Origin of the sequence: Gordonia sp. CNJ-863 (assembly GCF_001942325.1) — a bacterium.
Lineage (GTDB): Bacteria > Actinomycetota > Actinomycetes > Mycobacteriales > Mycobacteriaceae > Gordonia > Gordonia alkanivorans.
Genome location: NZ_MKKG01000021.1, coordinates 21,862 through 48,733 on the forward strand (window position 1 = coordinate 21,862; position 26,872 = coordinate 48,733).

The window sequence follows — 26,872 nt, forward strand, 5'->3', positions numbered from 1 at the left end:
ATGATCGATCTCGTCGAGGTGAGCAAGACCTACAAGGGGGGCGTGCAGGCGCTGCGCCGAACCGACCTGACGATCGAGGCCGGGCAGGTGACCGTGCTGCTCGGTCCTTCGGGAGCCGGCAAGTCGACGCTGCTGCGGTGCATAAATTTGCTCGTGCAGCCCACCACCGGGACTGTGCGTGCCGCCGGTCTCCCGGCACTGGACTCGCGCCGTGCATTACGACGGCATCGCCGGCGCACTGGCATGGTTTTCCAGCACCACCAGTTGGTCCCGCGGTACACCGCGCTGCGCAACGTGCTGCTCGGCCGAGTCGGCTACCACAGTTTCTGGCACGGTCTCCTGCCCGCTGGTCGCGCCGACGAGCGCATCGCCCTCGAGGCGCTCGACCAGGTTGGTCTGCTCGACAACGCGCTCACCCGGGTCGACAATCTCAGCGGCGGCATGCAGCAGCGCGTCGGCATCGCCCGCGCACTCGCCCAACAGCCGCAGCTGATCCTCGCCGACGAGCCGGTTGCCAGCCTCGACCCGGCCACCGCAGTCCGGGTGATGGCGCTGTTGCGCCGTGTCTGTCACAACAACGGCATCACACTCGTCGCCAGCCTCCACCAGGTCGACCTGGCCCTTGAGCACGCCGACCGCATCGTCGGCCTCGCACACGGCGAGATCGTGCATGACAGCCCCGCGTCCGATGTCACCGATGACGCCATCCGACTCATCTACGAAGGCGTCACTGAGGAACCCAACGGGGAATCCGACGGCGACGCCGTCACCAGTACTGTCACCGGCCACCTCGCTGCTGATGTCCGCTGACCGGAAGCTGTTCGCATCACCCGAATCACATTCACCAGATCCTGGAGTTCTTCACAATGACCAGACCAGCCCGTTCCACAGTTGCCGCCCTGGCGGCGCTGACCTCTTTCGCGCTTGTTCTCACCGGCTGCGGCTCCGGCTCCACCTCCGAGCCTGCCGCCGGCGAGGTGCCTGAGACCCTCCGCGTGGCCCTGCTGCCCGACGAGAACGCGTCTCAAGTGATCCAGGACAACGAACCGCTCAAGGAATACCTAGAGGACGAGTTGGGCGTCGAGGTCGAACTCATCGTCACCACCGACTACTCCTCGATGATCGAGGCGATGACCCGCGGCCGGTTGGAACTGGCCTACTTCGGGCCATTGTCCTACGTGCTCGCCCAGGAGCAGGCCGACATCGAGCCCTTCGCCGCGCTGCAGGAGGAAGAAGGCGCTGCCCCCACCTACCAAGCGGTGTTTCTCGCCAATGCCGACTCCGGCATCACCACACTCGACGACGTCGCTGGCAAGACCGTCGCGTGGGGAGACCCGGCCAGCACCTCCAGCCACCTGATACCCAAGGCCATGCTCGCCGAGGAAGCAGACCTGCGCGTCGACGACGGCGATTACGAAGAACAGCACGTCGGCGCCCACGACGCGGTGGCGCTGGCAGTGCAGAACGGCAACGCCGACGCGGGCGGCATGAGCCTGCCCATCTACGAGCGCATGGTCCGAGACGGGACCATTGACCCTGAGGTGGTCGTGACCGTCCAGGAGTCCAAGCCCTACTACAACTACCCGTGGACTATGCAGACGAACCTGCCCGAGGACTTCAAGGCAAAAGTGCGGGCGGCGTTTTTAGAACTCGACGACGATGCCGTGCTCGAGGCGTTCGAGGCCGCCGGTTTCGGACCTGTGACCGATAAAGACTACGACGCGGTGCGCGACCTCGCGCCCCTGCTGGACATCGACCTGGCGGACTACCAGTGACCGCCGACACTTTGCCGGACCCCGTCGAGGAACGGCGGGAAGAACAGTACCGGGGCATCTCGCGTCGGGTGCGGATCAGCTGGGGGCGCAACAGCGCCGCCATGGGCGTCGTCGGCGTCCTTGTACTGGTGTGCGTCTGGGCGGTGGGACTACTCGACGGCGAACGGATGATCACCGGACTGGCCGACATCGCCGACCTCCTGGGCGACATGTGGCCCCCGGACTTCACCCACATCAACCGGTGGTGGGGCCCACTGTGGGATTCGATGTCGATGAGTATCGCGGCCACCGCACTGGCGGTCCTGCTGTCGGTCCCACTCGCGCTGCTCGGGGCCCGTAACACCTCCCCGCACCCCACCGTCTACGCGGTCGCGCGCCTGGTCCTCAACACCCTGCGATCGGTGCCCGAGCTGATCATGGCGATCGTGTTCGTCGCCGCCGTCGGCTTCGGCGCCCTTCCCGGCGCACTGGCACTGGGTATCCACTCCGCCGGCATGGTCGGAAAGTTCTTCGCCGACTCGATCGAACGCGCCGATCAAGCATCCGTCGAGGTCGCCCGCGCCGCCGGAGCCACCCGGGCACAAGTGATCCTGCACGGCATCCTGCCGCAGGTGCTGCCCCAAATGGCCGACGTCACCGTCTACCGGTGGGAGCTCAACTTCCGCGCCTCGGTAGTCGTCGGCGTCGTCGGCGCCGGCGGCATCGGATTCGAGCTGATGGCCGCCCTCCGCACCCTCCAGTACCAGGAAGTCTCCGCAATCCTGCTCGTCATCCTCGCCACCGTCACCGTGGTCGACGCCCTCGGCGGAGCATTACGAAGAAGGTTCCAATGACAAACGCGTCCGCGCGCCCGGTGGTCGTTCTCACCCACCGGGTGCATCCCCAGATCCTCGAAATGCTCGGCCGCGAGTGCGACGTGGTGCCGAACCAGCAAGACGACAGCCTCCCGGCATCCGAATTGCGACGCCGAGTGGCACACGCCGACGGGCTGATGGCGTTCATGCCCGACCGGATCACCGCGCAGTTCCTCGACGGTTGCCCGCGACTGCAGGTGGTCGCCGGCGCACTCAAGGGCTACGACAACATCGACGTTAGCGCCTGCACCGAGCGCGGCATCTGGCTCACCCGAGTCGAGGACTTACTCACCGAACCCACCGCGGAATTGGCAGTCGGGCTGCTGATCGGCCTCGCTCGACACGTGGCGACCGGTGACCGCACCGTGCGAGCCGGTTTCCGCGGCTGGCGGCCGGTGCTCTACGGACGCACACTCGTCGGCTCCACGATTGGCATCGTGGGCGCCGGCGTACTCGGCCGGGCCGTGGCGCAAATGCTCGCCGGATTCAATCCCCGACTTCTTTACCACGACCCCGATCCGGTGCCGTCCGCAACCGCGGCGTCGATCGGTATGGAACGGGTGGAACTCGCCGAGCTTCTGCAGCACAGCGACTCCGTGGTGGTCTGCGCCCCCCTGACGGCGGACACACTGCACCTGCTCGACCACGAAGCGATGACATCGATGCGACCCGGAGCGCTGCTGGTCAACGTCGGACGAGGCTCAGTGGTGAACGAAGGCGCAGTGGCCGAACTCCTGCGCAGCGGACACCTCGGCGGATATGCCGCAGACGTGTTCGAATTCGAGGACCTCTCCCGACCCGACCGCCCCAGCGGCCTGCACACGGACCTGATGGAACTGACAAGCCATACCCTCTTCACCCCGCACCTCGGATCTGCGGTCGCGTCGGCACGCTTGGCGATCGAGGAGCACGCGGCGAGATCCATCCTGCAAGCACTCGCGGGAAAAGTGCCCGACGGAGCAGTCAACGATCCGCCACGAAACCTGTCGACCTCCTTCGTTCCCGCAATATGATCACGCCCATCAGCGACGCCGCACCCGTCAAAACCAGTCCTCGGGTACCGGTGTACCTTTCCGCCGCCGACGCACTCGCCGAGCAGATCGCCAACCAGCCCGTCGGCACCCGGCTCCCGTCAGAAGACGAACTAGCCCGCACCTTGGGCGTCAGCCGGCTCACCGCCCGAGCCGTACTGACCGAGCTGGAGAGGCGCTATCTCGTGCGCCGTCGGCAGGGCAGCGGCACCTTCGTGTCCCGACGCATCGACTACACCATCAGTCGACACATCCCACCGTCCTGGAGCGCAAGCGTCCGCAAAGCCGGATTCGCCCCAGACGTTCGCACCACCGGGTGGCGACTCGAGACCCCACCCGCCGAGGTCCGTGACCGCATGAAAGTGGGAGCACGCAGACAACTGCTCGCACTCTCCCGTAACCGATACATCGACCACGAGCTCGTCGGCTACGCAGACACCTACCTCGACCCCCAACTCGTCCCCGACCTACCCCAGATCCTCGACCCTGCCGGCTCGTTGCACGACACCCTGGCCACCCACTACAAGCTGGAACCCGAGCGCGGATGGTTCGGCGTCGCCATCGACCCGGCGCCACCCCACGTCGCCGAGCACCTCGAACTGAGCGGCCGCCCACCGGTCATCTCTATCCGGTCCCGCACCGATGCCGCCGCACGCAACCACCACCCCGTGGAACTCACGATCTCCTGGCTTCGAGCCGATGTATTCCGAGTCGAGGTCGACTTCGACACCACCTAATCAGGACGACAAACCCATCGCCCGCCCCGAATAACCGCAGTCACCAGGGGACTGCGGCCCCGGAAGGGCCGTCTTGTTTCTTGGAAGGTCGAGGGCGGAGATGCATGGTTGCTTCACGTCCACCGTTCGACGAATGCACGCACAGCGGTGTTGGCGATGTCGGGGTGTGATGCGGTCAGAAAGTGCTGCCCGCCGTCAACGATCTGGAGTTCGGCTGATGGAGATTGCGTGAACTGTGAAATTCCATGCTCGGCGTTGGCGACGGAGTACACCTGGTCGGCGGTGCCTTGCAGCCACAACACTGGGTATTTCACTTCGTTGAGGCGTGCCTCGAGGCCATCCCGGTCGCGGAGATTGATCGTGCTCGTCCGGAGTCGGCGCCGGCCCTCGTCTCCGGTGTAGTTGGCGCGGTAGGTTTTCAGCCAGAAGTTCCGTTCTTCGTCGGAGACATTCTCGCCGAAGCCGGCGCCAAGGACGGCGATAACGAAATCGTCGTCTACCACCCAGTCGTCACTGACTGGCGCCGATAGTGCATCGATGGATGGGCTGCAGAATTCTGACCCGTTCCAGCACCCTCTATCCATGCTGGCCTGGCTCTCGAAGTCCATGGAGGTGCCAAAAATTACGATCCCTTGGATCGTATCCGGAGCGAGCAGAGCGGGACTGTACTTTCAACGGTGTAACTCCGATCCAGGAGGTACACGATGAGGAAGCAGGTTGAGCCCTGATCCACCGATGCAGATCCGGGTTGGCTGATTTCGCGGTCGCGGTGTGGCGATGTGCGGGTGGGCATGGCGAAGTCGCCGGCCGGGTGCCGGCTCTTCCACGTCTTCAGGGTCCTCAGTTGCGCCAGGGTGCGGCTCGGTGGTCAGGGTGCTGCCGGTGCAGGTGGTCCGATCGCTGCCACCCAGAGCGACTGCCACGCCGCCATCCATGGCCAGCGGTCGGGCAGGTGGAGAACGAGCCGTCTCCCGGAGGTGGCGATACGGGCGGGCAGGTTGATGATCCGGGTGCGCACGCTGGCCCAGCGTGCTTTGGGCAGGTCGGCGGCAACCGCGCAAGCGCGGGCAAGATTGAACGCGATCACCGCGTGTGCGACCCACGCAGCGTTCGCCGCGTACTTGCCGCTGGGCAGGTGAGCCAGGGGTCCGGCCTTGAGTTCGGCGATGACCTGCTCGACGATCGCGTGGTCGCGGTGGTGCCGATCGGCGGCGACCGCTGGCAGGGTGCTGTTGGTGATGAACGCATGGTGTCGGTAGGTGGCGAACAGTTCGCCCTGCTCGCTGCCGTCACCGGCCGACGGTTGCAGGCGCCGGACCCGCCGCACGACGAGCCGGCACGCGACGTGCTCGGCCTTGCGTCGGCCGGTGAACGCCACGAATGGGACCTCGGCGATCTCGGCGTCGCTGATCCAGCGTTGCTCTTCCTCGTCCCACACCGCGTGGGGATACTCGATCGAGGTCCACGCGTCGGCGGCGATACCGGCGATCGCATTCCTGACCTTCGGGTTCATGCGGGTGGTGACCGAGTATCCGACTTGGTGCCGCAGGGCGGTGCCGACGAAGGCGTAGCAGAAGTAGGCGGAGTCGGCCCGCGCCAGGATCGGACCGGTGGTTCCGGCCCCGCGGGCGGTGCCGATCGCCTGGGCCAGCAGTCGTCCCGCACCGGTGTGGGAGGCGCAGTTCCCGCGCCGGAGCCGGGCGCGGGCGATCACCGGCGCCGTGGTCGCGGTGCTGAGGGTGGCCAGTTGCAGGTTCAGCCCGCGGATGCCGGTGTACCCGAACGCCGCTGCCTGCTTGGCGTAGCCGTGGACCGGACCGATCGTGTCGTCGACATCGACGAACGTGGTCGTCTCGTCGTCTCCGGCGAGCAAGGTGGGGAGCCGGTCGGTGAGACCGGCCAGCAGTGCGGCGTTGACCTTGTCGAGTTGCTGGACGTGCCCGTGGGTGAACGAACGCAGGAACGTGCCCAGCGTCGACGGGGCGCGCACCCCGGCGAACAACCTGCCGGTGCCGCCGTGGCGGAGCAGATCCAGGTCGTCGATCGAATCCGCACCCGCAACCATTCCCGCGAGCACGCTCGTTGTCTTTACGGCAGCGTTCGGGGACGGCACCGTCAGCGCCTCGAGCAACTCGTACAGGCCGGCTGATTCGGCCAGCCGCAGCGCCGGGACCAGACCCGCGGTCGACACGAGGTTGGGATCGTCGAACACCTGGCGAATCGTGTGAGAGGGTTTCACCTACGAGGTGCCCTTCCTGTGCAGTTCGGATCGGACGTCGCAATCCAGATCTTCCCTGCTGGGAAGGGCATCCTCGTTCTACGCCACGCTCAACACACCGACCAACATCGGTGGATCAGGGCTTAGCGGATGCTGAAGGTGCCGATCCGCTGGTTACCCTCGCGGTTCCATAGCGCGATGTCGCGTTGGCCGGCAGCCCGCTTGGCGCTTTCCGGGTTCGCGGCTGGCGCCTTGTTCAGATCCGCGGTCTTGACGAATCCGACGGCTCCGTCGTTGCCGATGGCCAGGATGAGATCGAGATCGGCTTGCTCGTCGGCGTCAGCTGTCGCAGCTGACCCGAACTTCTGACCCCGGGCGTTCACTCCGGACTTGCGATCAGCATCGGTGATTGTCGTCGGCGCTGATCGTGCCGACGACGCGGCCGGATCAGTCCAGTTCAGCGGATTCGACGGGAACGTCACGTACTCGTTGTAGGTGTTGGTGGATGCATTCCAGAGCGCAACGAACCCGTGGCTGTTGTATGAGCCGCTGCCACAGGTGTTCTCGGTCCCCGCGGTCAATTCTGTCGCGGTGTAGAAGTTGTACTGGTAGTCGCTCGCCTGACAGAGTGCTCCTGACTTGAACAAGCGGGGTCGAACTCCGAGCTTACCGTCGGGTGAGGACTGGCCGAACGAGTGGTAGATCTTCGACTGGGCAGTCAGGTCCGGGGCGTTGATGATGGTGGAGGTGTGCAGATAGCCAGTGGTGCCGGCGGGGCCCACCCATCCGGTGACCGTTGCTGCAGAGGCACCACCAGTGCCGCCGAGTAACGCAGCCACGCCAATGGCGGCGGCGGCACACCCAGCTCCGAACCTCTGGATAGTACGATCCTTCTTCATTCTATTCTCCTTGACGGTTGATGTATTTCAGCGTTATCGCTGTGGATTCAGGGTTGAACGTAAAACCAGTCACCCACGAGAAGTCTGTTCGATGAATACCAGTTCCGTAGAACGGCGCCTTGACTGTCGTTCTCCCATTTGGGCACCCACTTGATGACACCGTCTGAACGGCCGCCGTCGGTGGTGCTCGCAAACGGGTATTCGTCGCACTCCCAGGGTTCCCCGGTGTCTGGGTTTGGAGCTGGCCTCGCACCGATCAGAGCGAGCGTGCGAGCATCACTACAACTGAACTGCTGGTTAGAGCCGCTGCGGCCACTATCGGCGCGGATCAGGGGCTGAACTCCAGGCGCTCCCAGGCCATTGAGCAGGCTCTGCCCGTTCACGATGTTTGCGCTGATGAACGGGTAGGTCGCCGCAGGGAAGGAGACCGTCGGCGTCCAGAACACATTGACACACCCAGGCAGGCGGTTCGAGGGCAGAGGGTCCGTATTGTCATCGCAACGTATCAGGGTTTGTTGCGTGCCGAACTCTTCGACTTCGGTCCCATGCTGGTAGGTGAAGTGAATTCCGGACACTTCATTATTTCCTTCGGATATCGGAGGCGTGACCGTCTTCGTTTTTGTCGATGTTCCTGTCGCAATTCTGAACGGAATGGTGTCGAAGTCCTTATCGCCGATCCCAATTCCGTCGGTGCGGCCGTCGAGATAGATCAAGAGTCCGGCCGGGTTGGTCGAGCCGTCCTGAATAGGGACGAATTTCACCTCAAATCCAACCGTCACAGTCGTATTTGAACTATCAAGGGTTCCCCTGACCTTGATCTCGACGCGCCACAAACCTCTGGATTGACCGTTGTATGCCACCCCGGCCTCCTTGTAGAAGGTGCCTTCGCAGATACTGAACCGGCCGGTAGCGCAGCTAGTCGTGTTGCTTTGCATTCTCGCGGAGGGGGTTTCAGGTGTGTAGGCAGTCCACCCCCTGGCGTCGCTCACAGGTGGCTTACGAGAGCTGCTGGAGGACGGGGCGGCAGGGGGCTCGCTGCCGGGGGTCGAAGGTGAGGCAGAGTCGTCCGGCGACGCGCTGGAGGGGCCTGTGACCTCGGGAGTTTGAGAGACGACCGACGGCGTCGTCGATATAGAAGGCGTGGTCGACGTGGAGGGGGCCGCGGCCCCAGATCCCGCGGGGGCCGTTGCCAGCACGAGCGCAGCCGATATGACTACTAGTGCGGCCGCTCTTACACTACGCGCCATCGCGTTCCCCTATCTGACATGTGCATCTACACACGAATTATGAATCCAGCCGAGGTCGTACAGAAAAGCGCCGTGATGATCAACGCAGATCGGCGACTTTGACGGTGTGCACCACTGACACACCAGAGGTTAATCCGCCCATTGGGGCCGCGCCCGGCGAAACGCGAACTGCGAGGGCATAAATGTACGTAGACCGAGGTCAGGGGCACACTCCTGATTGTTATTTTGTTAACTTCCTAGCAAATCATCGATATGTTTCCCCAGTTCTTCGCAGGGGATTTTTTGTTTCGCGCGCCAGGCCGACAATTGCGCCGACAGCTTTTCTCGCTCCATCGATCGCGATCGACTACGGGCAGCGCCTACTCTCGCGCGAACCGGGCTTTTGCTCGTCGCGGTACCGTGTGGCCGGACGCGAAGGGCCCTTAGGTGAGGTTAGTGAGGGCGATGATCGCGGCGTCCCGCCTGGCGGCGACGGCGGCTCGCCAGTCGACGCCGCTAAGGGCTGTGCCGGAGGTGATGATCGGGCTGAGGGTGGCGTGGATGCGGCCATGTCCGGCGGCGGTGCGGCCGCCGAGGTGGCCGTGGGTGGCGAAGTGCTTGAGGATGTCGGCCAGCAGCGCGTATTCGACGCTGGTGGCGTGGGTGAGGCGGATCTGTCCGGACAGGCGGGTGCCGGCGATGAGGGTTTCGGTGTCGAGGCGGATCGGGCTGAACCCCTCGCCGGTCTCCCCGGTGACGGTGGCGCCGGCGGATAGGTCGTTGCTGTGGCTGGTGGATTCCTGTCCGAGGATGGTGTGCACCGATGCTGGTATCGGAGCATCCGGCGGTGCGGTAGGGAGTAGGTGCAGGGTGTCGGCGGTGACCGGGACGACCTTGGACACCACCAGTTTCCCGGACATGACCCGCGCGTTCGCCGCACCGCCGAACAGCCCGATCAACGGCACCAACGTCTTCAACTCGCGCTCTTGTTCGGGGGTCATCTCGCGGGCGGATTTGCGCAGGAATCCGCCGTTACGCAGCAGGTGCGCAGCCGCGGGGGTCAGCTGCCCGTCGTAGTCGAGGACGTCGGCGAGGAGTGTTTCGCCGGTGCGTCGCAGGATGCCGCGCCAGGCGTTGCCGGAGATGATCGGCACCACCGCCACCTCCCCTCTCGGGGTCAGGACTTTCTCGCGGCGGAACAGGCTCTGGATCGACGAGTTGTTGCGGGTGTCGTCGCGGTGCACGATCGACGTCGTGGCGGTGATGTCGAGATCGAATACCGCGCTGATCAACGGCTGCCCCATCACTTCTCCTCTCCAGCAGCGGATTCGGCGGCTGCGCGGCGATTTTCGGCGACGGTTTCGGCGATGATCCGGACCCGCAGGATCAGGGCGGGTAGTTGGTCGCGGAGGAGGGTGAGGACCGGCGCCGACGGCTCGGTAAGTAGTTGGGCGACCTCGAGGCGCCGCGCCCGGTCGGTGACCGTGATGGGTAGCGCTTGGGCCAGCAGCGACCACCAGGTGGCCAGGCTGTCGGCGCGGTAGGTCGCCGACCGCACGCGGGCCGGGAGCAGCTCGTCCCAGTAGCGGTGGCGGTGATCGCCGATCCAGGAGTCCCAGTCCAGGTCGTAGTGCACCAGCAGCAGCAGCCGTTCCGCGGTGATGGCGGCCGGGTCAGACAGTGCGGGGAGGTCCGGGACCGCGGCCCGCCATCGCGTGGTCGGCGTCGACCCCGCGGCGGTCGTGCTCACCCTGACCGCCTCGTCACCGTGGCCGGCGACGCCGCACCGCCCGGTGTGGACAGGGCGATCGCGGCGTCCCACCACGCCCCAGGGTTGGTGCGCCACACCGTCAGCGCGTCCCAGGCGGTGAGCAGCTGGGGCCACTGGTCGGCCGGCAGGGCGCGTATCAGCGTCATCGGTGGGACGGGGTCGGTGAGCATGGCCGCACGCACCCCAGGGAGGGTGCGTAGCCATCGCAGAGCGGTCAACAACGCCACCGCGGCATCATCCCACCGAATCGCCGTGTCGTCGGTGCAGACATGCCCCCACCGTGCGGTCGGGAGGATGTGGCGGCGACCACGGACCGGCACCACCACCATCCGGTCGACCGGTAGCGGGCCCGCGGCCAGCAACTCCCCCAGCTCGGCGCGCTCAACGACGGTGCGGGCGGGGCGATGCTGGTCGACGACGTAGACGCTGCGGCGCAGTTCGACTGTGCCGTAAGCCCATCCGCACGCCGCGCACAACCAGTCCCCGCCATACACCCAGGATTCGGCGTCGGTGAACTTGCGGGAGACCACCGACAACGCGGCCACCACCGGTAGGTCGGTGGCCCCGCAGCAACAGCACCACTCCCCTTGCCCGGATAGTTCGGCCGTGGGTGGGACCGGCCGGCCGGCGGCGGTCCAGGCCGTGAACGCAGGAGACCCGGCAGCCGAACAGGTCTGGGACCTCCCCGGCTGCCGGGCCTGTCGGGAACGCGATACTGCGGGCGAACCTGATATGTGAGAAGTGCTGTCGAGTCTACCCATTCACATGTCTGTGGCGGTCTCGATGTCGACGTCGCTGCCGTCGTCGTGGAGGGCGATCAGACGCACGGTGGTGGTGCGTTCGGTGAGGGTGAATGCCTCGATCTCGCCGTTGACACCGTGGTGGCGGGCGGTGATGCGCACGAATCCCGCACCCGTGGCGGTGTCGGTGAGCGAGTGGATCGCGGTGACGTGAGCAGGCTCGGGGCCGTCGAGGAGGATGTCGCCGACGGTCAGTTCATCGGCGCGCCGCTCGAGCGCAGCGGGAAGTGGCGCCTGCTGCCCGCCAACGGTCCTCGGTGATCCTGCCAACGCCGTGCCCAGCGTAGCCGCTGGCTTGTGGTGGGCGAGGTCTCTACTCGAGTCCGCACGTGGCCCGACGTTATCCATTAGCGTTGCCACGCTTGGGGCGTCGGTACTGATCGACCAGCGTCGCCGGTAGATAGCCGGTGGCATCGACAGTGCGGTAGTCCAGCCGCCCACTCATGGCCCGGTTCTCCGCGGGGCCGCTGTGCGGGCCGTGCCAGATGGTCGCCGCGATGACCGTGGCCATCGCCAGCCACGGCGCCGTCGCAGCGAACTGGACGACCACCTCGGCAGACATCGCAGTGTGCGACACATTTCCTGCTGCGGCCCCAGCCGTACGTAGATTGGCGAATCCGCCCGACAGCCACCGGGTAACGACGGGAACACCGTGAGCCGACGCCACCACCGACAGTCCGGTACCGGCCCCGGCCACCCCGACGGCGGCCACCCCGATCGGTCGCGGACACTGCCCGCGCACGGTCTCGATCAGCCACACCACCGCATACGACGCTGTGGTCGTGGCCACCGCCAACAGCACGCCCAACACCAGCAGCGCGGCGACAAGGTTGCCGATCGCGATCAGCACCGGGCCGACGGGCGGGGCCCCGATCTGTGTCAGTGCGTAGAGCCCCACCATCACTATCGCCGCGCACACCGCTCCGTGAAGTGCCGCAATACCCCAGTGCCGAATCCACCGGAGCCGCACCTGCGTGTGGACGGGCTCATCGACGTCGTGGTCGGCAAGGCGGAACCACCACGAGCGCGGACCCCATGCACCGTTGGCGGGGGTCACCGTGCAGCTCCGACGGCTGCGTGTTGCGTGTCTGTGGTGTGGTCGCGGTGAACCATCCATCGATGCGACAAAGTCACTGTGGCGTCGGGGGCGTCGTCGAACCGCACACCGAACAGATACTCGGTCAGCTCCTCGACACAGCTGGGCAGAGCCTGTCCGCCTGTGTGTTGGCGGCGATAGTCGTATTCCGGTTCGGTGAGTGTGCGTCGCATGACCACGACCTCGGCGCGATCGTTGACCACCACACCGGTACGACCGGCCCACTCAGGCGGGATCGGGTTGCCGTCCGGATCGCGGCTGGGCACGACGAAACAGTCCGCGTTCTTCCAAGACCGGATGGCCACAAACACCTGCGTGGGCTCAAAGTTGCCGATGACTGTACTCAGCCCGGCAAGGACGCCCCCGACATCTGTGACCGGTTCAGATCGACCAGTGCGGTTGTGCTGCATCGCCGTTCCTTCCTCTGGTTTATCGATGTGTCTGCCAGGTATGTGCCGGCGAGCCCGGTTGGACGTGGGTGCGTTGGTTGAGGGTGCGTAGTGTGCGATCGGACCCAACCAGTCCGATGCCGATGCTGGTGGCGATCGCGGCCACCAGCACCACCACGAGGGGAGCTATCGCGTGCTGCCACAACGGTTCCCCAGTAGCGGTGTACACCGTGGCCATCGCGACGCCGGTGAGTAGCACCACCATCCACCGGTAGTAGGTGCGCGGTGGTTCGACGGTGGCCATCAGCCCCAGGAGCAGGCCGGCCGCGGCGGCGACCCCGGCCACCGACCAGCCGACCGCTTCACCGACAGGTAGCGGGAGACGGGACCAGTCGCTGGTGGGGTCGATCTGGGCGAGTACGGAGTTAGCGCAGTACACCGCGAGCCAGACGGTCAGCGCGACCGCTACCGCGGTGACCGCGACCCCGGCGGCGAAACTGCCCGGGTGTCCGACGAACAAGCCCAGCCGCGCTGGTTCCGGCTCGATGCGGTAGTCGTCGCGGGGCGGGTCTGGGGTGAGCCACGGTGGGGTCGGCGCCGCAGTTGGCTGGTGCGGTTCAGGCTGAGTGAACTCCGCGGTGGGTGTCGGGCCGCGGCCGTAGGCCACGGTGGCGGGATCGGCTTCGCGTTCGGGTACAGCGGAGTAGGCGATCGGCCGGGCGTCGGAGGGGTCGGGGCGGGGCGTGTTGGTCATGACCGGTACATCTCGGCGAGGGTGAGGATGCGGTCGGTGTTGTCCGGATCGGCGATGTCGATTCCTGCGTCCTCGAGTTCGCGAGCCAAGCCGCCGAGGTCGACTTCGTGGCCGTCGGGTAGGTCGAGTAGCTCGGCCAGCACGTTGCGGGCGGTTGTGGCAGTCATGGCGTTCGCCTTCCAGAAGGTCGTCGGTTGGGATGCACTGGGGGTCCGAGGGCCGGGGCTCGGGTGGCTCCCGCTTCGCGTCCTGTGCGGTGCACAGCCGGTGCGGTTGGGGGCCGGGCCCGCGCTGTCGTCGTCCAAGACGGCGCGGGAGCCACCCGAGCTTCCTCGTCTCCGTTCCGCGTCGACCTAGTTGGGGGCCAGACCATGTCACGGGCCGGAGGGGTCTCTATGGGGTTATGCCGACCAGGGGCTGATGGCCCACCATTGGCCGTTGCCGGCGCGGTAGCAGGTCCCGAACCGGGGACCGAACTTCTTGGCGCCGAAGCTGGTCAACCGGTTGGCGGTCGGCGCGCATTGTGCGGCGCTGTCGTGGGGTCCGATGCCGAATGCGCGGTGGCCGTCGACGGTGCCGATCGGAGTCACCGCGGCCGTCGCCGGGGCGGCGACGGCCGTGCCGAGTCCGGTGGCGATCGAGGCGGCGAGCAGCGCTGCGGTCGCAGCGCGGCGCAGGCCGCGGTTGTGGGCGGTTGTGGTGGTCATGGCGCTCTCCTGTGATTTGTTCGGTCTTGTGCTGGCTGCGCCCTGGTGAGCGCCCGACGTCACCACGCCGCCACTGCCTCGCAGCGCCGGACCCGATGACGAAGAATTGCCTGCGCAGCGACGAGCGCGGTACACACGATCACGATCGTGAGGTACAGCGCCCATGACACCGATGCGACGGCGTTGACCCATGACGCGAGGGTCAGAAACCACACGGCGGCGGGACGTAGCAGCGCGAGAAGCGGCTTGTTTCCGAATGCTGCCGCCGCTATCAGCGCAGCAACGGCCATCACGACACCAGAGATCATCAGCGCGGCGAGGCTCTGCCACGGTTCGGCGAAGCTCACCGCACCGAATCCGAAAAGACCTCCTACGGAGACGATTACGAACAGTGCAGACCGCAGCCAGGAGCGCAGGGCGTCGAGGTCCTGAGTATGGGGAGTAGTGATCATCAGCTCTCCTCCTGCGGTGGTCAGCAGTGTCGTTGGGCAGTGCGCTGATCGGCGGTGGTGATGGGCAGCTGGTAGTTCACGGCGACCCGCAGATAGGTAGCGATGTAGGTGCATACGTAGTCAGGGTTGGGTGGCAGCCATTCGGCGATGAGTTTGGAGCCTTTGGCGCTGTTGGCCGAGCCGTCGGCGGCCAACAGGTTGCTGGGGTCGTTGGCGAAGCTGACCCGCTTGGCCAGTGGCCAGTTGTGGGCGCCGGCATGCCAGGCTGCCTCGAGCGGGAACACGTGGTCGATCTCGATGTCGCTGCTGGTGGTGCCTTTGCGGAACTGGAGGACCGCACCGGTGTAGGGGTCGGGATCGAGCACGCCGGAGAGGACTGTGCAGCCGCGGGTTTTCGGGTCGAGCTGCACGTGCGTGAGCTGTGACCTGAGGATGTCGTTGCGTGTGTCGCATCCGTTGTGCGACAACGCCGCATCCGAGTCGTCGGTCCAGGCCGGGCCGAACACGCACCCTTTGCCTTTGCGGCATGACCGCTGGTAGCCGGGTTCTTCGTTCATCGTGGGAACTACTGAGGCAGTGCGCAGGAGCGCCTGGACGTGAGCGGCGTCGACTGGGTCCGTGGTCGGGGGTGGGGCGTCGGCAGATGCCGGGGACAGCACTGACAAGTAGCGGGTGATCGCGTCGGTGGGGTTGTGCGGGTCGATGAATCCGGTTCCCATTCCGAGGCCAAGAACTACGGCGACGGCGATCGCTAGTCGTATCAGGCGGCGCATCAGTTGCCCGGGGCTGGTTCGGTGGACGTTGACGTATTGGCGGGCGTGCGGTCGGTGAGCTTGCCGTCGACCTGTTTACCGGCGGTTACGTGGACGGTGACCTTGCCAGCGGTGGGGCCGGTTTCGCTGTTCGTGCCGGTTGCCACGATTCCGAGTTGGGTGAGGGTGTAGTCACCTTCGGGTACCGCGAGCACGATGGGCTCTTTGCCGGTGATCAGATCGAAGGTGGTGCCGATCGGCAGTCGCACGCTCGCCGGTTGCGGCGCGGGAGTTGCTGCCTCCGAGGGATTGTCGGTGCGTGTCGAAGGTTCGACTGCTGATGTCGGCGGCGTGGTGGTCGTCGGACTGGGATCGGTCGTGGCACTGGGGGTCGTGGCAGTCGTGTTGTTGACGCGTTCGAACTGGATCACCGAGTTCTCCACCGGTGTCCCGTCGGTGGTGACGTGGCTGATGGTGAGCACGCCGATCTTGTCGGAGGGTGCGTCGCCGGGAGCACTCGGGGCGTCGTCGGCACGCGCCAGACCGATTCCGGTGCCGACAATCAGGACGGCGAACACCAGGGCCACAATTGCGACGGCGAGTGTGCCTCGTCGGCCCTGGGGCTGCGTGGTGCGTCCGGGCGCGGACGTGGGGTCTGCGCCGGGGATGGTGCTGTGACGAGAGGTCATGGCTGAGGGTCCTCCGGGTGACGTTCAGGCGGTCCGGGCGCTGGTGAGGCCTGTGTAGGTGTGGGCTTCGGCGGCGGTGAGGATGAGGTGCTCGTTGGCTGGATCGCTGGGATCGATACCGGTGTCGGCGAGTTCGCGGGCCAAGCTGGTGAGGTCGACCTCGTCGTCGGGTCCGACATCGAGGATGTCGGCGAGCACCAGTTCTGCGGTGGTGGCCATAGCGGAAACCTCCAGTTCGGGTCGGCGACGAAGCGGTTCAGTTGCGGTGTTTGAAAGCGTTGGGGTTGTTGGGTGCGTGGATGGGTTCGCAGCGCGCACCGAAGACGTAGCCGGGGTGCCAGCCGCCGCCGGAGATGTACTGGGTGCCGGGATGGCACGGGACTCGGGGCGGGTTGAGCGCGTGAGCGTCCGCAGACGGGTGGGGGGCGCTGACGAGCGTCAGGACGGCGGCGATTCCGGCGAGCAACAGGGTTGCGGCCAGGCGCCGACCGGGATTGGGCGTGCGACGGCTGTCGGTGCTCATACGCTGGTTCCTCCGACGACGGTGGCGATCCGTTGGTTGATCCAGTCAGCGAGCCATTGGGTGGCGCTGCGGCCGTGCTTGTCGACGGTGAGGTTGCCGTAGCTGACGTGGGACTGTGAGCCGAAAAACGCTGCGGCGTCAAGCCCTTGGGAGACCAGCTTCGTCAAGTCGCTGGCGTTGCTGGAGGTCGCCAGCTCGGTCAGCGATCCGGCGAGGCCGGCGAGGTTCTTGGTCTGGGCGCCCTGGATCAAAGTGGCGGTCTGTGACGACACCTCGGTGGGCTGACCGAGGAGTTGGGGGTCGGTTTTGGCCGCGGTGCCGGTGAGCATGCCGCTGGCTACCGATGCGATGTCGAGGCCGATCGGGATGAGTCCTGCCAGCGCGGTCGGGTTTTTGAGCGCGGCCCAGGCGACTTCCTGTGCTTGGCCGATGTCGTTGGCCAGGCGGACGATGTCGACGTTGCCGATGATCGAGAGCACCATCGCGGCGATCTGGGTGTAGCCGTACGGGTCGGGGATCATGGCCAGGACTTGCGAGGCGGCTTTGAAGTCGATCTGGGCGGCCATGGCCACCAGAGGCCGGAACAGGTTGTTGAGTTCGCCTGCGATGCGGTGGCTTCCGTCGATGTCTGCGGCGGCGATCCGCGCGGGCAGGGCCTGCAAGTTGGCGATGATCTTGGGCAGGTTGGCAGCCATGCCACCGACGCCGCTGGCGACGTTGGTGAGCTGGTCGACGAGGACTTGCGGTTGCAGCACGGCGAGGACGTTGCTGGCGGTAGTCAGGGTGTCAGCGGGGGTGGCGGCGACTGGTGCGATCTGGTTGGACAGGCCTTTGGCGGTGGAGGTCAGTTGCTGGGCCTCGGGAGTGTTCGCCGGGAGCGATGAGGTGCTGAGCTGGCCGGCAGTCTGTGCGAGCTGACGTGCTGTGCCCACGGCTTGGGAGAGGTCGGCCTTGTTGACCGCGCCGAGCACGGTGGACGCTGCGTGCTCGGGTGAGTTTGCGGGTGCTGATCCGAGCCGCTGGGCCAGTCCAGGATCTCCGGCAACCGAGGTAGCGATATCGACGAGCGGGGAGAGGGTGTCGACGAGGGTCGATGCCGTCTGGGCCAGCTGGTTGGGGTTGACCGAACCGTCGGCCGGGGTGGCTGCGCTGGTGAGGTCGGCATGCGTGGTGCTGATGCCGCCCAGAGCTTCCGGATCGAGGTTGCTCGTCAGCGATGTTGCCAGCTCGTCGGCGGTACCAGGCCCGCTTGTGGTCGAGTCGGAGGTGGGGCCGGTGGGGGTGGCCCCACTCTGGCTAAGGATGGTCCCAAGGCTGGCCAGTAGGCCGTCGCGTTTGGCGTCGACACCGCAGTACAGGTCTGCGCTGCGGCCCGGGCCGGCGGGGGCGCAAATGGTGGCCACTTTTCCTGCCAGGGCGCCCATCCCCTGTTTGCGGGGCCCGGCGATGCCGGTGGTGCCCACCGGCTGCGGTCCCACACCGACCTCGCCGGGAGTGCCCCGCTTCGGATCGGCGAGCAGCGCTACGGCCAGGACCTGATCTGGCTCGAGGGGGCCCTTGCCGTTACCAATATTGCTGGCCACGTCACCGGCGATGTCGGCACCCTGGGAGAAGCCGCCGAACGCGACCTTGATTGCCCGGCAGGCGGCCGTGATTTTCGACAGCTGAGTATTGAGTGCGCGCACACCGTCGGCCTTCGACGCACCATAAGTCGTTGTACGGAACGCATCCGCGGTGTAGGGGGTGTAGATGATCTGGACTGCCGCACCGTATTTCGCCGCGATGGGGTCGGTGATCTGCTTGAGCATCCCGGTCGCTTGATGCGGACTGGCGGTGGGTGTGGTCTCCCAGGTGCCCGGCACCATCACCACTGCCACCTTCGGGCAACTCGGCGCCGCCGAGGATGCCGCGGGAATGAGGAAGGTCGCGAACACAGCGATGACGAGGCTGAGGCACGCGGCAGGAACGCCCACTGCTGTCGCCCGGCTTAGCCGGCGTCGTGACCCCTTCGCGACGGTCATCTCACTGCCCCCTCCGCGGTTACGCGAACATACAAGCCATTTATCAAGAACAAATATATGCACAATCGTACTACGGGGCTCCCCCAATAGACGTGCGGCTTACCTGGCTACGGGCGTGTCACCGCATGGGCGGCGACCGGCCCCCTCCTGCGCGTTACGCAGGCGGAGCAAGGGACGCCAGGAGTTCGCGCATCCCTTCGGGGACTGTGTAGGTGGCAGCCACCACCGGATAGTGCAGCTCGGGGAGAGCGTCTGGTCGCGGATGGCTCTCAAACGCCGTCGTCGCCGCGGTTTGAAGTGTCACCACGTAGCCAATCGGGTTGGGCTCGACCGACCATCGTGGGGCGGGCCGATCCGGCTCGTCGAGAGGGTCGAACCCGAAGCGCTCAACGCGTTGTGCACGCGACTGCCGAGCGGCCGCGCGGTTGAGAGACTCCCAGGTGGTGTCTCTAGCGGAGAAGATGCTGTAACCGGCTGCCACCGCGCCCGCGGCGGCCAGCGCAAGCCAGGCCGGACCTAGCAGGGCCGCGACAACGAGCCCCACCAGGGTGGTTACCACCGCGGTATCACGCAAATATCGCAGCACTGTATGGCGGCGTGGGCGGGGTATCCAGATGCCCGTGTCGTGCGCGGCGCGTTCCTCGGCGGTGATGGTGTCGTCGAGGAGTTCCTGCCAACGCTGATGCCAGCGTTCGTCGACGTCGGCGATCCAGGTGGTGATCGTGAAAGCGCGTGTGACCCAGTCGGTGAAGAACTGGCCGTCGCTGGTCTGCCGCCAGATCGCGAACGCCTGCCGGTCGTGTTTGAGCGAGTCGTGGGCGTAGTCCTGGGCGAGTTGGCGTTGCTGGTGCCAATGCGCGAGCTGCGCATCGAGATACTGCGCCGCGGGCGCATCGTTGATAGCGGTGGCCTCGCGGAGTTGGCTGGACAGGTCATCGATGTGGCGGCCGTACTGCTCGTAGTCGACGTCGAGACGTTGCTGCTCGCGGCGATAGAGCCAGATCTCCTCGGCCATGGTCACGTAGTCGTAGTCCGGGGTGAGCTCTGCTGCCGAGGAGTCGGTTGCCGATGCCTCTGGTGCGTCGGAATCGGCCTTCGCATAGTGCGTGGTGACTTGGGTGACCGCGCGCAGCGCGTTGGGCAGGTCGGTGTCGGTCCGCAGCAGTGTTGCGGTCGCGTTGGCCGGCGCGGGGTATTGGGCGGTGTCGGGAGACAGTTCGCTGTGTTCGTAGTCGCCTAGGGGCATCACGGTGGTGACGATGTCGTCGAGAGTGGCGGCGAGGTCGCCACAGCGGGGGCACTCGGCGGGAAATCGTTGATCGCGCAGGATCGCCCAGTGCTGATCGCACAGAAGGTAGTCGATGGTGGTGCCGGCACAGCAGTCCCGCACGGTGATGCCGTAGCTCACGGTGCGAGGTTGGGCGATGGAATACAGAACACACCAGTCGCAGGTCAGTTCGGTGTCCTCGCTCATCGCGGGTGCCTCTCGTGTGTGGTCATGGTCGTTGTCGTCGGCGGTCATTGCTGGACTGAGAGTCTAGTGATGCGCCAGGCACCGGTGGTGTCTTTGCTGACGGTGGTGTACACCGCGAACGGGCTCGGCGGGCGCCCGGCCGGACGGCCTGCGGGATCTGTCACCTGGTGGGTGATGGTGACGATGCGCGACACCGCGGTCGGTGTGTCGGGATTGTCGTTGCTGGCGGGAATCGACACGGTTGCTTTCACACTGGCACGCGCCTGTGCCCACTGGCGCCATTGGGCTCCGGTGATCGGGGCCAGGGACGCGAATCCGGCGTCGATACCGGCGGGCCCGAGCAGTGGTTCGGCGCGACGAGCGGCAGCGAGTTGTGTGGCGTCCTCCCCGGGCCGGTAGGTGAACAGCGCTTCGAGTCCGGCCTGCATGACCGCGATTGGGTCGGCGGGGTCGACGTCGGTGAACGGTTCGGCGAATCGCGGTGGAGCTGAGTCGGTGCCGCTGGCGTCAGTGCGTGGGTCCTGTCCGGGGGCGATGGTGACCGGAGAGGTCGCAGACGGTGGCCTGACTGGGGATGGCGGGTCGTCGGTGAAGGCGCCAGCAAGGACTAGTACAGCGGCGATCAACGCGACGGCACCGACGATGGTGGCTGCGATGGCCAGTGGTCGTTTCATGTGGAAGGCCCCCAAGGCTTTCGATTGTGTTGTGCGGGTCAGTGGTAGCGGCGGAAGGTGATCGGTTTGGAGAAACCGTTGTGGATGTTGTCGATACGGACCTTGGTGCCTGACTGAGGAGCGTTGACCATTTTCCCTCCACCCATGTAGATCCCGACGTGTGTGGCGCTGCCTTGTCCTCCGAAGAAGACCAGATCGCCGGGCTCGGCGTGTGCCTCGTCTGGTACCGGGATGCCTCCGGTCGACTGCGGCTGGGAGGTGCGGGCGATGGTCTTGCCGGTCGCTTTGTGCACTGCGTAGCGGGCCAGCGCCGAGCAGTCCCAGCCGGGAATCGCGTAGTCCTGGTGCGCATCGCCGGCGCCACCGCCGTCACTGATTCCCTTGGTGGGTCCATTGAGGTCGCCGCCACCCCAGGAGTAGCGGATACCCATCTGAGAGGCAGCAGCAGCGACAATGTTGGGTCCGGCCGGTCCTCCGGGTCGGAATCCCTCGATGTCGGCGCCGCCGGGTACGGGTGCTTGTGGGAGGCACGCCGCACCGCCGGAAGCTGCGTCGCCGTTGCCAGGAGCCGCGGCGCCACTAGGGTTGGTGCCGGTGGTGGCCCAGGCGGCGGGATTGATAGCGTGGCCGCCGTCGAAGTCGCGGTGCCCGCCATCCCACACCTCGAAATGCAGGTGCGCACCGGTGGATTGGCCGTTGTTTCCGACCTTGCCGATGAGCTGCCCGGCGGTGACTTTCTGTCCCTTTTTGACCAGGACGCCATCGGGATACATGTGGCCGTAGACGGTAGCGAACAGTTTGCCGTCGATCTGATGGTTGAGAACGATCCACTGCCCGAACCCGCTGGCGGGCCCCGCGTCGACCACTGTGCCGTCGGCGACGGAGTAGAACGGCGTGTTGACCGGAGCGGCCAGGTCGATCCCCTGGTGCTGTTCACCGCCGCGCGGACCGAACGGTGAGGACACCTGGTAGGTACCGTCCTTCATCGGCTTGACCTGAGTGCCCGGCGACGCGCTCTGTTCCGGAACCGCCGCAGCTGCATCGCTACCGACGGTCTCGACATAGTCGGTGACCTGTGAGTTGTCGGACAGCGCGGCAACGATCTTGGTCGCCGATCCCATGAACTCCTGATAGGCAGCAGCACCGGTGGCGTTGCGCTGCACCGTGGTAGCCGCTTGGGCGGGGTCCATGCTCTGCCAGCCCGGTACCTTGATCAGGGCGTTGAGGAACCTGTCGGTGGCGATCGCAGGGTTCATCAGCTCTTGAGCTGTGCCCCAGCCGTACTGGGGCTGTTGCTGCAAATAGCCGACCGAGCCCCCGTCAAAACCCACGCCATCGTTGGGCAGCGACATCGATTCTGGCACTGCCGGATTCGATAGGTTCCGCAGACCTGATTCATCTTGCCCGACCGCGATGACGATGATCGCTGCTTTGGCCGGCAGTTTTCGGGCTGCGACCCTGCCGACCGCGGTCGCGGCGATCCGCGTCTGTTGCGGGTTGAGGCCGGCGATTTGTGCCCCACCCGGAGCCAGCTCGAGTGTCGGGATCGGCCCGCAGGCGCCGCCACTGCCGCCGACCATCATCACCAGCATCAATGGCGGCAGTAGGAATACGACCGGCACGACGGCGAGCAGCCACAACCACCACCGACGCTTCCCCGGAGCGTCGGTGGCGGGTGGTCGTGTTGGCGTGGGCGGTGCAGGCGCGGTGGTGACTGTCACGGCAGCCCTCGCTCAGCGAACGCTGGTGGGTTGTGGCCCATCAACCTGGCCACCGGCCCGACGGGCGGCATCGCGCGCCGGCGGCGCCGGCCGAGGTGACGGCGGAGTCGGTGCAGGTGGCGCCGAGGTCCGCCGTGGGGATGGAGAACCCGCTGCGCGGGCCGTGGGCACCCAGACTTGCGTGCCATCAGCCGATGTTCGCGGACGGAAACTGCGGTTGTCCTCGGCTAGCGAGCGAACGCGGTCGGTGGCCGAACGAGCATCGGAGGGCCGGGTAGCCGCAGAGACTGCGCCGCGGGCGGAGGCGATCGGCGGAGCGCTCGTACCGGTAGGGGTGAGCGGGCGGTTCTGGATGTCGCGGACCTTGGTGACGGTCTCATACAGCGCCTGTGAGCGTCGGCGGGTGTCGTCGGGGCTCGACGTTGCACTACCCCCTCCTGTGCCCATGGGGACAGGAGCAGGACCCGACGACGCTGCAGGGGCGTCGGTGGCAGGAACATCGTCGGCGGTGCGCGCACCTGATGTGGACTCGCCCAACTTGGCGGCCACGGCCGCCGCGGTTTGAGTGGCGGCGTACTCGGCGCCGATCTTGGCTGCCGTCGCCGCGACAGCGGAGGCTCCGCCGGTGCCGACAGCGGCCACGGCCTGCCCGCCGCCGGAGACCACCTTGCCGACAGTGCCCCCGACCTTTCTGGCGGTGTTGTAGCCGTGCTTGACGGCCTGGGCGCGGGCCAGCATCTCGTGCGCCGACGGTGCGGTCTTCTGTTTCACGGCCACCGGCGATGCGCCCGGTCGCCGCGACATGATCTCGGTGAGTCGGTCGGACCACTTGTTCAATCCGAGCATGCCTTTGCGGAACATCACGAGGGCGATGAGGATCAGGACGTCGGCGATAAGCACGGTGGCCATCAGCTGGACGTCGTCTTTGTCGAACACCGAGGTGATGATGATGCAGTAGGCGCAGGTGAAGATGACCGCGAAACACACCTGGAGCAACGCCATAGCGACGTCGGCCAGCGATCGCATCAGTTGGGTACGGAACATCGGTGCGATGCCGAGCAGGCCGCCTGGGATCAGCTTCACTCCGTTCCACAACGCCACCACGGTCGCCAGCACCACCCGTCCGGCGAGGTAGAGCGCGAACAGGAAGACCAGACCTGCCGCGGGGATCAAAAACATTGAGGCAATGGCCTGTTCGGGTCCGGGGTTCTCGGCGTAGTCCTTCATTTGTTCGCCCCCGGGGCATTTGCCGACCGCGTCGCGGACGCGGGCTTTGGCGTCGTCGCCGCCGGGCAGCACGCTGTCGACGGCACCGCCGACCAGGGGGATGTCTTCGACGCTGTCGCGGATCTCGCCGAGGGTCGAGCGCTCGGGGGGCTTTTTCAGGTAGGCCTCGTCGAACGCTTTGACACACGCGGCGGCGCCGTCTTGTTTCGAGGTGTCCAGGACGCGACCGAAGTTGAGTAGTTGAGTGGGCTGGCGAATGAACGTGTCGGTCAGTTGTCCTGTGAGATCGTCGATTTGGGCGTCAGGGTTTCCGTTGGTGTTTCCGTCGTTGCCGATGCCGGTGGCCACCTCGAGCGAATAGTCCTTGGCCTTGGAGATCAGTCCGTCGTCTCCGGCGAGGGTGGCGACCGGGTTGGCCAGGAACCCCAGCACGCCCGCGGCAATGATCAGCGACATCAGCAGCTCGTAGAGACCGGTGGCATAGCGTCCACGAAAGAGCCACAGCGCCACCGCAAAACCGGCCAGAGTGAGCATCAGCGGCCGCATGTGCAGTTGCCCGGTCAGCGAGGTGACCGCATCTGCGATGTCGGAGATGGGGCTGGTCACCATGTCGAGCCACTTGAACGACAGAGCCTGCTTGATGAACCAGATCGCGATCATCACCACGCCGCGGTAGGCGTTGTATTCCAAGTTGATGATCCACGCCCACACCGCCTTGATGGGGCTGGTGGCTCCACCTTCGTCGATCGAGAGGTAGTAATCGGCGGAGTTAATGCCGTGGGAATCCTTGATGTTCATCCAGCCGAACAGATTGCGTAGAGTGCTGCTCGCAGCGCCGTCGGCCGCCTCGGCGGTCGGTGCGAGGACCAACATGATCGCACCGACCAGATGCCACACGGCGACCAGAATCAGCAGGCGCCGCGCCCAGCGCCGCGACCACACCCATCGGGCCGCGCCGCGCACCGGGCGCGGCCATTCGAGGCGGATACCGGGAAGCTGCGGGTGCATCAGAGCACCTCGGGGGTCAGGGTCTTCGCGGTCGTCTGCGTCTTCTTCTGCGGGGTGGTGGTCGAGCTGGCGGTTTGGCGGTCGGTACGGAACGAGCGCAGGACTTTGATACGGCCCACGGCGCCAGAGGCATCGCGCATGTAGCCTTCGCCGCGGCGTTCTGGCTTGACGTAGGGCTTGTCGGTGGCGTGCCGTGCTGGACGGGTGATCGGAGCGGTGTTGGTGGTGTATTCCTCCAGGACGTCTTCGGCGTCGGGGTCCAACCCAACCCAGTCCAGGGCTTTGCGGGCGAGAGTTTTGTCAGTGTGACGCATTGCGACGCGGGTCTTGAGTAGGCCGCGCAGTTCCTGACTGCCGAATTCGCAGTCCTGATCGCCGAGGATCGCTGCGGCCTTTTCCTTGCGGCCGCGTTTGACGACTTCGGTGATGATCTCCAGACCGTCGGCACCGGAAAGGATGTGAGCGACCTCGTCGGTAACCAGCGCCGACATCTGGGCGGGGTCGGCGTACATGATGCCTTGCGACAGTTTGGCGATGTGGGTGTAGATGACGTGGCCGTACTGCTTTTCGGGGGTCAGGTTGTCGAACAGGTGCTCTTTTTCCATCTGCTCACGGGAAGGCAGTGAGACGTCCTGGGTGCGGAACACGATCGCGGGTGCGTCGATCGGCAGCGGCGGCAGGGTCTCGTCGAACAGGGCGCGGGCGTAGGTCTTGCGGGAATGGACCTCCAGGGCGCGGCCTACCTCCAGCGCGCCGTCGAGGGCGCATTCGCCCGAGAGCAGGTGTTTGACCATTCCGCCGGTGCCGAGGTAGGGGTGGCGGGCGCGGTAGCTCTCCGAAAGAACCTCGGACAGCAGGGTTGCGCGCGAGTCTTGCACCCGCAGTCGCAGCAGCGCGCGCAGGATGGTCTCGGTCTGTTCAGCACCTTTGGCCCCGCCGAAGATGAGCAACGGATCGAGGCTGTAGCCCGCGTCGACCATGTCGACGACGACCGCATGCGCCACTGAACTGGCCCAGCGGGCGTACTCCCCTGAGGCCGACTGGTCGATCACCAGGACCTGTCCGCCGCGATCGACGATCTGGCCGGCGACGAGCTTGATGAACTCAGACTTGCCGGCGCCGAGTTCACCGGTGACGCCGACCGAGTTCGACACGTCACGTTCGGTCAGCGCCGAGACGTCGTAGTGCACCGCACTGGGGACGTGAGTGGTGATGCACAGCGCCAGCAGCGGCCCGCTCGGATCGCCCAGGGAGGCCGCGACGACGGGAACGAACGCGCCGAATTTGCCGCTGGTGGTGATCTGGGTGAACTCGGCGAGCACCCGGGGCGCCGGCGCGCCGGGCACCATCGCCCACCACAGGTCCTCTTGGTATCCCAACGGCTGGGCGAGGCGGAACTGCTGGCTGGCGAACTCGGTGGCCAGCGCGGTTGCCGCGGCCTGGGCGGCCGCCGCGGTGGTGCCGGAGGTGGCGAAGATCGCTGTCCAGCCGACCTCGATCTCATTCTTGTCTGATTCGAGCAGGGTGGAGTACTCGGCGAGCGCTTCGGCAGCGACGTCGAGGACACTGCGGCCGGTGGAGAGTTCCCCTTCGCGCTGGTGGAACTGGTCATTGAGCTGTTTGAGCGCTTTGCGGTTGCGACGCAGCACATCTCCCCCGGCGCGGGTGACGATCCGCAGGGCGAAATCGACGTCAACCGGGATCTTGGCGTCCGGGCGCGCCGGGTCCTCGACGGTGATGGATTCGGCCAGGGTGAAGAACTCCGAACCGGGAAAGTGGGTGCCGCCGGCGGGAGTGTCGGTGATGACCGACAGCGTCTGATAGGACGGCGGGGGCGGATCGACCTCCCACGGGGTGTCGATCTTGAGCACGGTGGTGAACCTCGATGGTTTGGACTTCCCGCCCGAGTCAGTTCGGTCACTCAGGGCGCCCTCATCGAGCCGAGCAGCCGTCAACGCGCCGGCTGTTTTCGATTCAGGAGTGTCGGCGGCCACCGGAACATCGGGATCGACGAACAGGCCGCGTCGCAGCATGTGATTCCACAACCACACCGCTTGCGCCGGGGTGGTCGGGA

At 66.1% G+C, this 26,872-nt stretch carries 29 protein-coding genes; 5 read left to right on the forward strand and 24 right to left on the reverse strand.

Features of this window, described 5'->3' with window-relative positions:
• The 5 genes from phnC to BJF87_RS11775 are packed head-to-tail and all read left to right on the forward strand — an operon-like array spanning position 1 to position 4,397.
• Complete coding sequence (gene phnC / locus BJF87_RS11755; protein WP_020171045.1) at positions 1–810, forward strand: phosphonate ABC transporter ATP-binding protein; 810 nt, start codon at positions 1–3, stop codon at positions 808–810.
• A gap of 56 nt (positions 811–866) precedes the next feature.
• On the forward strand, positions 867–1,775 hold the full coding sequence (gene phnD / locus BJF87_RS11760; RefSeq protein WP_026920072.1) for a phosphate/phosphite/phosphonate ABC transporter substrate-binding protein: 909 nt from the start codon (positions 867–869) through the stop codon (positions 1,773–1,775).
• A complete protein-coding gene (gene phnE, locus BJF87_RS11765; RefSeq protein WP_020171043.1) occupies positions 1,772–2,608 on the forward strand; it encodes a phosphonate ABC transporter, permease protein PhnE in 837 nt (278 codons plus the stop codon). The genes phnD and phnE overlap by 4 nt, the downstream gene beginning before the upstream one ends.
• Positions 2,605–3,642, forward strand: coding sequence for a phosphonate dehydrogenase (locus BJF87_RS11770; protein WP_020171042.1), 1,038 nt, complete (start codon positions 2,605–2,607; stop codon positions 3,640–3,642). The genes phnE and BJF87_RS11770 overlap by 4 nt, the downstream gene beginning before the upstream one ends.
• Positions 3,639–4,397 (forward strand): GntR family transcriptional regulator, encoded by a 759-nt coding sequence (locus tag BJF87_RS11775; RefSeq protein WP_020171041.1) that lies wholly within the window; start codon positions 3,639–3,641, stop codon positions 4,395–4,397. The genes BJF87_RS11770 and BJF87_RS11775 overlap by 4 nt, the downstream gene beginning before the upstream one ends.
• Before the next feature lie 113 nt (positions 4,398–4,510).
• Here the strand turns inward: BJF87_RS11775 and BJF87_RS11780 are convergent, their stop codons facing one another.
• The 24 genes from BJF87_RS11780 to BJF87_RS11890 all read right to left on the reverse strand — a co-directional run.
• Entirely contained in the window at positions 4,511–5,005 is a 495-nt protein-coding gene (locus tag BJF87_RS11780; protein WP_231386659.1) for an alpha/beta fold hydrolase, read from the reverse strand.
• A 260-nt stretch (positions 5,006–5,265) separates the two neighbouring features.
• Complete coding sequence (locus BJF87_RS11785) at positions 5,266–6,636, reverse strand: IS1380 family transposase (RefSeq protein ID WP_020171039.1); 1,371 nt, start codon at positions 6,634–6,636, stop codon at positions 5,266–5,268.
• Positions 6,637–6,758: 122 nt separating this feature from the next.
• Complete coding sequence (locus BJF87_RS11790) at positions 6,759–7,514, reverse strand: hypothetical protein (RefSeq protein WP_139319485.1); 756 nt, start codon at positions 7,512–7,514, stop codon at positions 6,759–6,761.
• 47 nt (positions 7,515–7,561) lie between these two features.
• Entirely contained in the window at positions 7,562–8,374 is an 813-nt protein-coding gene (locus tag BJF87_RS11795) for a NucA/NucB deoxyribonuclease domain-containing protein (protein WP_187346493.1), read from the reverse strand.
• 809 nt (positions 8,375–9,183) lie between these two features.
• A complete protein-coding gene (locus BJF87_RS11800; protein ID WP_075863212.1) occupies positions 9,184–10,044 on the reverse strand; it encodes an RAMP superfamily CRISPR-associated protein in 861 nt (286 codons plus the stop codon).
• Positions 10,044–10,490, reverse strand: coding sequence for a hypothetical protein (locus BJF87_RS11805; RefSeq protein WP_075863213.1), 447 nt, complete (start codon positions 10,488–10,490; stop codon positions 10,044–10,046). The genes BJF87_RS11800 and BJF87_RS11805 overlap by 1 nt, the downstream gene beginning before the upstream one ends.
• Complete coding sequence (locus tag BJF87_RS11810; protein WP_262338950.1) at positions 10,487–11,056, reverse strand: hypothetical protein; 570 nt, start codon at positions 11,054–11,056, stop codon at positions 10,487–10,489. The genes BJF87_RS11805 and BJF87_RS11810 overlap by 4 nt, the downstream gene beginning before the upstream one ends.
• A gap of 216 nt (positions 11,057–11,272) precedes the next feature.
• On the reverse strand, positions 11,273–11,581 hold the full coding sequence (locus BJF87_RS11815) for a hypothetical protein (protein ID WP_075863215.1): 309 nt from the start codon (positions 11,579–11,581) through the stop codon (positions 11,273–11,275).
• Between the two features lie 70 nt (positions 11,582–11,651).
• Positions 11,652–12,368 (reverse strand): hypothetical protein, encoded by a 717-nt coding sequence (locus BJF87_RS11820; RefSeq protein ID WP_075863216.1) that lies wholly within the window; start codon positions 12,366–12,368, stop codon positions 11,652–11,654.
• Positions 12,365–12,673 (reverse strand): hypothetical protein, encoded by a 309-nt coding sequence (locus BJF87_RS11825; RefSeq protein WP_139319486.1) that lies wholly within the window; start codon positions 12,671–12,673, stop codon positions 12,365–12,367. The genes BJF87_RS11820 and BJF87_RS11825 overlap by 4 nt, the downstream gene beginning before the upstream one ends.
• 163 nt (positions 12,674–12,836) lie before the next feature.
• Positions 12,837–13,550: a hypothetical protein gene (locus tag BJF87_RS11830; RefSeq protein WP_075863218.1), complete on the reverse strand. Its 714-nt coding sequence runs from the start codon at positions 13,548–13,550 to the stop codon at positions 12,837–12,839.
• Positions 13,547–13,717 carry a hypothetical protein gene (locus BJF87_RS26100; protein WP_158037506.1) on the reverse strand — a complete coding sequence of 57 codons (171 nt, stop codon included), beginning with the start codon at positions 13,715–13,717 and terminating at the stop codon, positions 13,547–13,549. Before BJF87_RS26100 ends, BJF87_RS11830 begins: the two co-directional genes overlap by 4 nt.
• A 234-nt stretch (positions 13,718–13,951) precedes the next feature.
• The gene (locus tag BJF87_RS11835; protein WP_075863219.1) at positions 13,952–14,257 is read right to left on the reverse strand and encodes a hypothetical protein; all 306 of its coding nucleotides are present in this window, start codon (positions 14,255–14,257) and stop codon (positions 13,952–13,954) included.
• Positions 14,258–14,316: 59 nt separating this feature from the next.
• The gene (locus BJF87_RS11840) at positions 14,317–14,709 is read right to left on the reverse strand and encodes a hypothetical protein (protein ID WP_139319487.1); all 393 of its coding nucleotides are present in this window, start codon (positions 14,707–14,709) and stop codon (positions 14,317–14,319) included.
• A gap of 20 nt (positions 14,710–14,729) precedes the next feature.
• A complete protein-coding gene (locus BJF87_RS11845; protein ID WP_262338951.1) occupies positions 14,730–15,428 on the reverse strand; it encodes an HNH endonuclease family protein in 699 nt (232 codons plus the stop codon).
• Between the two features lie 53 nt (positions 15,429–15,481).
• The gene (locus BJF87_RS11850) at positions 15,482–16,150 is read right to left on the reverse strand and encodes a hypothetical protein (RefSeq protein WP_139319488.1); all 669 of its coding nucleotides are present in this window, start codon (positions 16,148–16,150) and stop codon (positions 15,482–15,484) included.
• 24 nt (positions 16,151–16,174) lie between these two features.
• Complete coding sequence (locus BJF87_RS11855) at positions 16,175–16,369, reverse strand: hypothetical protein (protein ID WP_075863223.1); 195 nt, start codon at positions 16,367–16,369, stop codon at positions 16,175–16,177.
• Positions 16,370–16,406: 37 nt separating this feature from the next.
• Positions 16,407–16,673 carry a hypothetical protein gene (locus BJF87_RS11860; protein WP_075863224.1) on the reverse strand — a complete coding sequence of 89 codons (267 nt, stop codon included), beginning with the start codon at positions 16,671–16,673 and terminating at the stop codon, positions 16,407–16,409.
• On the reverse strand, positions 16,670–18,694 hold the full coding sequence (locus tag BJF87_RS11865; RefSeq protein WP_075863225.1) for a cutinase family protein: 2,025 nt from the start codon (positions 18,692–18,694) through the stop codon (positions 16,670–16,672). Before BJF87_RS11865 ends, BJF87_RS11860 begins: the two co-directional genes overlap by 4 nt.
• A gap of 154 nt (positions 18,695–18,848) precedes the next feature.
• Positions 18,849–20,216 (reverse strand): hypothetical protein, encoded by a 1,368-nt coding sequence (locus BJF87_RS11870; RefSeq protein ID WP_075863226.1) that lies wholly within the window; start codon positions 20,214–20,216, stop codon positions 18,849–18,851.
• On the reverse strand, positions 20,213–20,842 hold the full coding sequence (locus BJF87_RS11875) for a hypothetical protein (RefSeq protein ID WP_075863227.1): 630 nt from the start codon (positions 20,840–20,842) through the stop codon (positions 20,213–20,215). Before BJF87_RS11875 ends, BJF87_RS11870 begins: the two co-directional genes overlap by 4 nt.
• A 38-nt stretch (positions 20,843–20,880) precedes the next feature.
• Complete coding sequence (locus BJF87_RS26710; protein WP_262338952.1) at positions 20,881–22,563, reverse strand: peptidoglycan DD-metalloendopeptidase family protein; 1,683 nt, start codon at positions 22,561–22,563, stop codon at positions 20,881–20,883.
• 12 nt (positions 22,564–22,575) lie between these two features.
• Positions 22,576–24,798, reverse strand: a complete 2,223-nt coding sequence (locus BJF87_RS11885) for a hypothetical protein (protein ID WP_075863229.1) — start codon at positions 24,796–24,798, stop codon at positions 22,576–22,578.
• The coding region (locus BJF87_RS11890) for an ATP-binding protein (RefSeq protein ID WP_084813194.1) at positions 24,798–26,872 on the reverse strand (2,075 nt) is incomplete at its 5' end. The genes BJF87_RS11885 and BJF87_RS11890, both read right to left, overlap by 1 nt.

What these genes read in the sequence shown, in the direction of transcription:
- phnC (WP_020171045.1), top strand. Translation starts at nt 1, where the DNA reads ATGATCGATCTCGTCGAGGTGAGCAAGACCTACAAGGGGGGCGTGCAG.
- phnD (WP_026920072.1), top strand. Translation starts at nt 867, where the DNA reads ATGACCAGACCAGCCCGTTCCACAGTTGCCGCCCTGGCGGCGCTGACC.
- BJF87_RS11770 (WP_020171042.1), top strand. Translation starts at nt 2,605, where the DNA reads ATGACAAACGCGTCCGCGCGCCCGGTGGTCGTTCTCACCCACCGGGTG.
- BJF87_RS11775 (WP_020171041.1), top strand. Translation starts at nt 3,639, where the DNA reads ATGATCACGCCCATCAGCGACGCCGCACCCGTCAAAACCAGTCCTCGG.
- BJF87_RS11780 (WP_231386659.1), bottom strand. Translation starts at nt 5,005, where the DNA reads ATGGACTTCGAGAGCCAGGCCAGCATGGATAGAGGGTGCTGGAACGGG.
- BJF87_RS11790 (WP_139319485.1), bottom strand. Translation starts at nt 7,514, where the DNA reads ATGAAGAAGGATCGTACTATCCAGAGGTTCGGAGCTGGGTGTGCCGCC.
- BJF87_RS11800 (WP_075863212.1), bottom strand. Translation starts at nt 10,044, where the DNA reads ATGGGGCAGCCGTTGATCAGCGCGGTATTCGATCTCGACATCACCGCC.
- BJF87_RS11830 (WP_075863218.1), bottom strand. Translation starts at nt 13,550, where the DNA reads ATGACCAACACGCCCCGCCCCGACCCCTCCGACGCCCGGCCGATCGCC.
- BJF87_RS26100 (WP_158037506.1), bottom strand. Translation starts at nt 13,717, where the DNA reads ATGACTGCCACAACCGCCCGCAACGTGCTGGCCGAGCTACTCGACCTA.
- BJF87_RS11835 (WP_075863219.1), bottom strand. Translation starts at nt 14,257, where the DNA reads ATGACCACCACAACCGCCCACAACCGCGGCCTGCGCCGCGCTGCGACC.
- BJF87_RS11840 (WP_139319487.1), bottom strand. Translation starts at nt 14,709, where the DNA reads ATGATCACTACTCCCCATACTCAGGACCTCGACGCCCTGCGCTCCTGG.
- BJF87_RS11845 (WP_262338951.1), bottom strand. Translation starts at nt 15,428, where the DNA reads ATGGGAACCGGATTCATCGACCCGCACAACCCCACCGACGCGATCACC.
- BJF87_RS11850 (WP_139319488.1), bottom strand. Translation starts at nt 16,150, where the DNA reads ATGACCTCTCGTCACAGCACCATCCCCGGCGCAGACCCCACGTCCGCG.
- BJF87_RS11855 (WP_075863223.1), bottom strand. Translation starts at nt 16,369, where the DNA reads ATGGCCACCACCGCAGAACTGGTGCTCGCCGACATCCTCGATGTCGGA.
- BJF87_RS11860 (WP_075863224.1), bottom strand. Translation starts at nt 16,673, where the DNA reads ATGAGCACCGACAGCCGTCGCACGCCCAATCCCGGTCGGCGCCTGGCC.
- BJF87_RS11865 (WP_075863225.1), bottom strand. Translation starts at nt 18,694, where the DNA reads ATGACCGTCGCGAAGGGGTCACGACGCCGGCTAAGCCGGGCGACAGCA.
- BJF87_RS11870 (WP_075863226.1), bottom strand. Translation starts at nt 20,216, where the DNA reads ATGACCGCCGACGACAACGACCATGACCACACACGAGAGGCACCCGCG.
- BJF87_RS11875 (WP_075863227.1), bottom strand. Translation starts at nt 20,842, where the DNA reads ATGAAACGACCACTGGCCATCGCAGCCACCATCGTCGGTGCCGTCGCG.
- BJF87_RS11885 (WP_075863229.1), bottom strand. Translation starts at nt 24,798, where the DNA reads ATGCACCCGCAGCTTCCCGGTATCCGCCTCGAATGGCCGCGCCCGGTG.